The organism is Bacteroides sp. An269, assembly GCF_002159755.1.
GTDB classification, from domain to species: domain Bacteria; phylum Bacteroidota; class Bacteroidia; order Bacteroidales; family Bacteroidaceae; genus Phocaeicola; species Phocaeicola intestinalis.
In genome coordinates, this window is sequence record NZ_NFJG01000166.1 from 1 (window position 1) to 5,917 (window position 5,917).

The 5,917-nt window shown below is 36.0% G+C and carries 6 protein-coding genes and 1 pseudogene; 5 read left to right on the forward strand and 2 right to left on the reverse strand.

Annotated features, from left to right (window positions below; genetic code table 11):
• Positions 1-281 (reverse strand): annotated as a pseudogene (locus B5F71_RS18270) (DNA primase); the annotation flags it as partial.
• Positions 282-1,097: 816 nt separating this feature from the next.
• Between B5F71_RS18270 and B5F71_RS18280 the strand changes: the two are divergent.
• The 5 genes from B5F71_RS18280 (at position 1,098) to B5F71_RS18300 (ending at position 5,528) form a co-directional block, all read left to right on the forward strand.
• Complete coding sequence (locus tag B5F71_RS18280; protein ID WP_087213218.1) at positions 1,098-2,375, forward strand: retroviral-like aspartic protease family protein; 1,278 nt, start codon at positions 1,098-1,100, stop codon at positions 2,373-2,375.
• Positions 2,376-2,480: 105 nt separating this feature from the next.
• Complete coding sequence (locus B5F71_RS18285; RefSeq protein ID WP_241148650.1) at positions 2,481-2,984, forward strand: DUF4113 domain-containing protein; 504 nt, start codon at positions 2,481-2,483, stop codon at positions 2,982-2,984.
• 170 nt (positions 2,985-3,154) lie between these two features.
• On the forward strand, positions 3,155-3,928 hold the full coding sequence (locus B5F71_RS18290; RefSeq protein WP_205161754.1) for a hypothetical protein: 774 nt from the start codon (positions 3,155-3,157) through the stop codon (positions 3,926-3,928).
• 646 nt (positions 3,929-4,574) lie between these two features.
• The gene (locus B5F71_RS18295; protein WP_087213221.1) at positions 4,575-4,790 is read left to right on the forward strand and encodes a winged helix-turn-helix domain-containing protein; all 216 of its coding nucleotides are present in this window, start codon (positions 4,575-4,577) and stop codon (positions 4,788-4,790) included.
• A gap of 165 nt (positions 4,791-4,955) precedes the next feature.
• Entirely contained in the window at positions 4,956-5,528 is a 573-nt protein-coding gene (locus B5F71_RS18300; protein ID WP_087213224.1) for a hypothetical protein, read from the forward strand.
• A 151-nt stretch (positions 5,529-5,679) separates the two neighbouring features.
• Here the strand turns inward: B5F71_RS18300 and B5F71_RS20845 are convergent.
• On the reverse strand, positions 5,680-5,917 hold a 238-nt coding region (locus B5F71_RS20845), incomplete at its 5' end, for a hypothetical protein (protein WP_206423865.1).

Genomic DNA, 5,917 nt, shown 5'->3' on the forward strand with positions numbered 1-5,917 from the left:
ATTTCATAGCCGCCCGACATGTTGGGAAACGCAATGGCGAAGTACCGTTTGCCGTTGTGCGTAAACCGCGCTTCCTTACATTCTTTTTTCGCCAGTGCCGGATTTATCCCCCTTTCCTGCAAGTAAGCGAGCAAGGCAGGGGAAGAAAGCGGCACGATTTCCAACTGTTGGAAACTCGGCTCTGTAAATGACTGCTTGCGAAAAGAGAAAGAAACGGGGTGCACGTGCGGTGCCTGTCTCTCCATGAAGAGAAAAGTCAAGGAGAAACTGGGATACACCATCCGTAAAACAGAGGAACATTGCCTTGAATCCAAGTATAGGCTTCATTTGGGTATGAGAGAATACCTTGCCAATCTTCTCGGTCTTGAATCCGGTCTTCGGAAGGTCTGTATCATCGATGATGACACACCTGATGTCCGACTTCAATGTCGTTCTACGTTTCACACGTGAATACACCTGCCTGAAAACCGAGTAGATTATACGTCGCCAATTGATGTTGCCGTCGTTCATGAAACGATAGAACATATCTTTGTGGCAGACAAACATCTTGCCCAGGGCAGAAGACGAATAGTTGGCAGCATTCTTAATTGAAAAGAACGGGAACAGAACAAGCAGCTGCAACACCTGAAGACAGGTGAATTTGCAATTCGGATTCTTAACTGACTCGATGACTTTGCTTTGTATCCTTATGCTGTTCATAATGGTTGATATGCTGTTTATTGCCTTGCTAGAGTCATTCTTTGCAAAAAACTCTTGGAGTTCACCGATAATATATCTATTTTTGTTCATGGCTAAAGGGTGCTATATCGTTTGTTTGGCGACATTAATATAGTGATAATCATCGAATTATCAAACTCTTTAGCCTTTTTTATTACATTATTTGAGTACTTGCGAAACTTGAATAAATAGATTTCTTCTGTACATTTTAAATTTCAAGGAGATAGGAAATAAAAGAATGTATCGGAAGTTGATTGTCGTTATTCAATATTAATTCTTTAACGAAAGATTTGAAATGTGCATGAATTCATTTAAGGTGCGTGACAAGCGGATATAGGTTGGGAAATAAGAACAAATTATAAACATCAAATAATAGTTTTATGAGAACAAACATTACCATTATCTGTGTTATTTTATTTTTATTCTTTTCACAAGGTGCAAAGGCGCAATCAATCACAGAGTGCGAGAAAGTTGTACAGGAAACAGTTAATGCAATTAACAACCACTCTACTGAGGGTTTACAAAAACACCTTTCACCTGATTTCGAGTGCTCTGGTCAAAAGGGGAATGTTGCTACACTAGTACTAAACCAAATAGTTGTACAATTAAATGAGCATGTATCGAAATATGAAAAAATATCGGAAAGTAAAGATGAAAATAGTCTGACATTGGTATATAAATTCACTTATTCGAGAGTTGGGGAAAGAACTTCTACCTTTGTTTTTAATAAAGAAAATAAGATAAAACGCCTGAATTTGTTTGCAGTTATGGTGAAAAAAGCTGATAAAGAAATAGAGTTTGAAAGGCCACAATCGAAAATGATATCAATTCCATTTGAAATAACGTCTGATAATCTGATAGTTGTTACTGCAATGATAAACGGTGAAAAATGCAAATTTATCATTGATAGTGGTGCCCCTTCACTATATCTCAACAGTAAGTATTTCAAAGCAAACGGAAATAAGAAAGAGATCAGTCTCAATAATTCAAAAGATGTAAATGGTAGTAGCATAAACGGTCAAGATGTAATAGCGGTTGATTCATTTAATTTCAATGGCATACAGGCTAAAAATATAAAAGTAATGATGTCTGATTTATCTCATTTGGAGAATGGGCTAGAAATTCATGGTTTGATCGGATACTCAATATATAAAGATTTTGACTTATTGTTTGATTATCAGAATAAAACACTTACTTTAATAGCCCCAGATTATACAGATACATTTTTAAAAGAAAACAAATATAAATTTAGTGAGATATCTTTATCTTTTAATGAAGAAAAATCCTTTACTCATATACCATGTGTGAACGCTCAAATAGATAAGATTACTCTTCTGTTAGCCATAGATTGTGGTGCAGGTACTAATCTTTTAGATTCTCAATTATGGACTCAGTTAAAGAAAAATATAAAGGATATAAAAACAACAGATTTAAAGGGCGCAAATAATGGGAATTTTACAGAAGTCCATACAGGGAAACTTAGGGGGATGAAAATTGGAAATAAAAAATTTAAAAATACTGAGACTGTATTTAGCAATATAGATCATCTCAATGCGACGAGGTCAGAAGCTATACAAGGTCTTATCGGATATGAAATATTATCTAGACAAAAAACAATTTTATGCTATAAAAATCGGAAACTAATTTTTATAGATTAAATATTTGAAAAGCCTCTGGATATTTTATACCAGAGGCTTTTCTGATAATTAAATATCACACCAATACAGATTCGTTGAAACAAAGAAAACTAAACTCATTTCAGCCTGTCCGAACTCTCCAGCTTAGAGGAAGCTGTCGCCAACTTTTCTTCCGAATGTGTCCGTAAGCTCCGTATGCAGCACAGCTGCTGTACAGAGATAACAGTCTTCGCCTATACCAGCCGTTTCCGTCTAGATCTACCGCATCACTGTATCAACCGCACCATCCAGCAGGTACCAACCAACGACCTTCAGGAACTTGTGAGCACCGCAGTCCGGGCACTCAGAATAGATTTTTGCAAAGAGGGCGGTTACCAGTACAAGAAAGCCGGTGTCATTGTCTGGAACATAGTTCCTGACTCAGCCATCCAGACTAACCTGTTCGACACCATTGACCGTGAGAAGCAGTCACGTCTGGCCGCTGCCATAGATGCCATCAACCGCAAGAACGGCCACAATACCATTAAGGTAGCTGTCCAGGGCACTACAGATAAGTCATGGCACCTCAAATGCGAACACATCAGCAAGCAGTACACCACCAACCTTGATGATGTCATCCTTGTGAAGTAAACATTTTAAGTTGTTGAATATTAGAACTTCTTTATTACAAAATATTACTTTAAAAATTATATTTAATTGATTATTAATACTATATTTGCATATTTGTATTATTAGTGTAATAATAAAGTGCAGATAATTTGAGTTAATACAGAACTATAAACTACTATAATCAAAGTAATATGAAAACAAAGAATTTATTTGGAATACTGATGCTATTCCTGTTTACATTTGCCTTTATCAGTTGTGATAAAGATACAGATAATAGCAAACAGATATTTCATCTGTCGTTTGAAAAAAACTATTACGAACGCCCTCTGACTGGTGCCAAAAACATCATGATAAGAGGAGGTAACAGAGATTACACTATAGAAGTGAACAATCCTGAAATATTAGAAGCTACAATAGATTTGTCAAGCCCAATTGGTATGGGAGATTTGGAAATTCACCCCAAACAGACTGGAGAAACAATAGTAAAAGTCCATGATAATATTGTAAATGAGACCGTAGAACTGAAAATAAAGATTGTTGATGACTATTTAAATTTGGTACTAGCAAATCCTATGCAATCACCATATAATGAAGGGGATGAATTTTTCCTCATTAACAACGAATCAAGAAGTTTCTATTTGTACGATGATGATAAAGACTTAAAGCAGACTGGTAGTTACAATTTTATCGTAGAGAACAGTGTACCGTACATGGAATTAACCTTCAATGATAAATTAGAGAACAAATCTGTTTATAAATATGATTTGACAGGTACAAGTGAAAAAACCTTTTTTGCTTTAAAAATACTATTAGGTTGGGATTGGCAAGAACAGATTGAAAGCTTGGAAACAAGAGAAATTTCTCCTGCCATTATGAATGCTAAAGACATAGAAACAGGAGTTAAGTATTATTTTGTTGTCGGCAATCATGATATTCCTGAAAATGTTTTAGATATAAGCGATTAAGATTTTCTTTGGACGCTTTTACTTTTCCGATTTGATCCTAATGCCCCCTGTATCAAAAATACAGGGGACAAACATCCCTCACACAAGCATATATATCTAAAATTACATTCCCATTCCAAAACCCCGGCTTCTTTTCCTGGGCTGGTCGAGTTCTTCCTCCTTTTGCTTCTTTCTCTGCGGTGTCTGGTATATGTCCGGAACTTGGGAAATACTGTTTCCCTGTTGTTGGTTCTCTTCTCTGCCATATTATTTATTATTATCCGTAATGATTGGGACAATATATATTGTTCATTTGTTTTTCTCAGAGATTATTTATAATTTTATGATACTCAAGCAGAGGTTCTGGTAATAGCCTATTACGGAAGACGTGCATGGCTCTGGGCGGTTAAGGCAACTTAACCGCTTTTTCTTTTCAATTTTTCTTTGATGATAGAAAATTTCTGTATCTTTGCCTCGTTATAAGACACTTATAACACTCCAATACTGTTATTCCCTTTTCATCTCTTATATTCTTGACAGTAAATCAAAGCACATTATAATTTAAGTTTATAGCTGCATCTGCGGCACGTCTATCGTATCCTTTCCAGGTTGTGATAGACATTTCCTCATTTTTTTACTTTTCATTATTTATTTAATCAATTTCAATATGGAACAGGTATTAATTGGTCAGAATGCCGGCGTTATCTGGCATATTCTCGATGGTAAAAAGAGTGTTGAACTTGCACACCTTAAAAAGGAATCTAAACTTTCAGACGCAGAGTTCTGGGCTGCTATCGGTTGGTTGTCTAAAGAAGACAAACTTTCCTTCTCTACAGAAAAAGTAGGTAAGAAGATAGTGAAGACATACTCTCTGAAAGACTGATTCATTGCGCATTTATGCTGTAGGCTTGCTTGATTCCTGATGGGATAGGCAAGTCTTTTTTTTACAATAAATTTTACAACACAATACGTTCAAATTATTTAATTTTGATTTTGTGACATAATCAAAATTCACTATTTTTGTCCCAAACCACACAAATCAGCTTATATGGAAAATAAATTTGAACTAGTTGAAAAATATAATATTGATGTGGATGTCTTTATTGATGAAGACGGTGTAACTCCTGTTGGAAAACTCCCTGACAACCATCTTACCAAAGAGTTTCTTCGCCTGTATTTTACTGGACAGATTACAAAGGTCTGGAAGAGATGGCTTTCTGATATATATTATGCGATGACTTCAAAAGGAAAGGAAATCTTTCTTCCTAAAACTAATCTTACAGCCTGGGATATTGAGAAGATTATTAATGACAAGCGTGGCGGAAAAAGAGCAGGTGCGGGCCCCAAGCTGAAGACCGGTTATGTAACGACAACTTTAAGGATTCCTTCTACCCTGAAAGAGAGTTTCAAATGCTATATCGATATGTACACTCAGTACTTCAAAGGTGATGAAGAAAACATTCCATATTTCACAAACGAAGAAGATAGGCTGAACACAATCAGGGATATGATGAGTGTACTAAAATATGAAGAGCATCTGATATATGAACGTAGAAGAAGAGCTGCCGAGGAAGAAGAAAACAAACGCCAACTTAAGCTTTTCGATGATGATACTGAATGATAGTTTTATTAAATTTTGATTCTGTCACATAATCAAAAACAGTAAGAGGTATGCATGGTTTTATCCTTGCATACCTCTTTTATTTTCTCTTTAGTTAATGCATATTCTGTTTCTTATCCTGGCGTTCCAGCAAACTGTCGGGCTATCCGTTTCAAGTCCTCGGTTCTGCGGGCTTTTTTCTTCTATCCCTAACGCAATATTGGGAACTCATTCTTTTTCCGATTGTCTTAGAATGGTCTTTTTGTCTGTCCGCTTCCTCATTCCAGGTCGAAATATCCCCATCTGAGAGCCTTTGTTTTTTGACGGCAAATTTATAAGGGTTAGTGGAAATGAAAGAGTTCCGGCTAAGAGCCTTTGCCCTGAAAAAAATAACGATGTTGTCTGCGACT

Excerpts from the sequence above, each read along its gene's own strand:
- B5F71_RS18280 (WP_087213218.1), top strand. The coding sequence starts at position 1,098 with ATGAGAACAAACATTACCATTATCTGTGTTATTTTATTTTTATTCTTT.
- B5F71_RS18290 (WP_205161754.1), top strand. The coding sequence starts at position 3,155 with ATGAAAACAAAGAATTTATTTGGAATACTGATGCTATTCCTGTTTACA.
- B5F71_RS18295 (WP_087213221.1), top strand. The coding sequence starts at position 4,575 with ATGGAACAGGTATTAATTGGTCAGAATGCCGGCGTTATCTGGCATATT.
- B5F71_RS18300 (WP_087213224.1), top strand. The coding sequence starts at position 4,956 with ATGGAAAATAAATTTGAACTAGTTGAAAAATATAATATTGATGTGGAT.